The sequence below is a fragment of the Microvirga sp. P4_G7 genome, assembly GCF_056401005.1.
In genome coordinates this window covers 1-1,191 of the sequence record NZ_JBFUKD010000919.1, presented here as the reverse complement: position 1 = coordinate 1,191, position 1,191 = coordinate 1, and the positions used below count along the sequence as shown (strand labels likewise).

Sequence of the window (1,191 nt, the reverse complement as noted above, 5' to 3'; positions counted from 1 at the left end):
GGACGGAAGTGGCGGCAAGGGCGATGAAAAAACGACGCATCCAGTATTCTCCATTGGAAACTTCAGACGGGTTGAGAATGCGCGCCGACAGGGGATGTTCCGCAAAAAAACAGTCAAGTTCGGTGGAACTGTTCGTGCCCTCGGAGATTCTCTATCGAGTTCTGAAGCAAGGAGATTCCGCAATGGCTCAGCTGGCAGCAGACAAGACGACTTCGGCGAATCCGTTGATCGACAGCGATCGAGTGGAAGGCACGAACGTGTACGGCCCGAACGGCGAGAAGATCGGCAGCGTCGACAGGCTGATGATCGAAAAAGTCAACGGCAAGGTCGCGTATGCGGTGATGACGTTCGGCGGTTTCCTCGGCATGGGCGAAGACAGCTACACGATCCCGTGGAACAAGCTGAAATACGACACCAGCCTCGGCGGGTATCGCACGGATATTACCGAGGAGCAGCTTCGCGGCGCACCTGATTTCTACCGGGATCGGGATCGCGATTACGAGTGGTCCGATCGCGAACGCGAGCGCGAACTCCATGATTATTGGCGCATGCCCTATTATTGGGGGATGTGATCATCACGCGCATTTCGATTGCGAGGGCCCGGCTAAATGCCGGGCCTTTTTCGTTTGTCGCGCCGAAAGCGCCAAGACCCAACCTATTGACGCACATTCATTACTCACGCACTATGACATAACTAGAGGGCATAATCCATAAATATGGAATAGAGGAAGAAAACGATGAAACTGCTAGGACGCGTTTTGCTTTCGAGTGCGCTGGCCGTTGTCGCGGGGCCGGTGGCCTTTGCCCAGCAGCCGGGGGGCGTCGTCAATGTCGCGACGATCGGTGAGCCTCCTACGCTGGACCCGATGGTCTCGACCGCGGATCTGGTCGGCATCGTGACCCAGCATTTCTTCGAAACTCTGTATACCTTCGACAAGGATTGGAACGTCACGCCGCTCCTGGCGGAAAGCCTCCCCGAGATTTCGGAAAGCGGCAAGGTCTACACGATCAAACTTCGCCAGGGCATCACGTTCCACGACGGCTCTCCGATGACGGCGGACGATGTGATCGCCTCGCTGAAGCGGTGGATGGAGCTCGCCTCGCGGGGYAAACAGACTGCCGGCAATATCGATAAAGTCGAGGCCGTCGATCCGTCGACCGTGCGCATCGTTTTGAAAGCGCCCTATGCGC

Annotated in this window: 2 protein-coding genes; both read left to right on the top strand. The window is 56.9% G+C overall.

Going from position 1 to position 1,191, the window contains the following annotated elements; genetic code table 11:
- The coding region (locus AC1DT3_RS21905; protein WP_477467283.1) for a PRC-barrel domain-containing protein at positions 1–572 on the top strand (572 nt) is incomplete at its 5' end.
- Between the two features lie 165 nt (positions 573–737).
- A partial coding sequence (locus tag AC1DT3_RS21900; RefSeq protein ID WP_477467282.1) for an ABC transporter substrate-binding protein occupies positions 738–1,191 on the top strand: 454 nt, incomplete at its 3' end.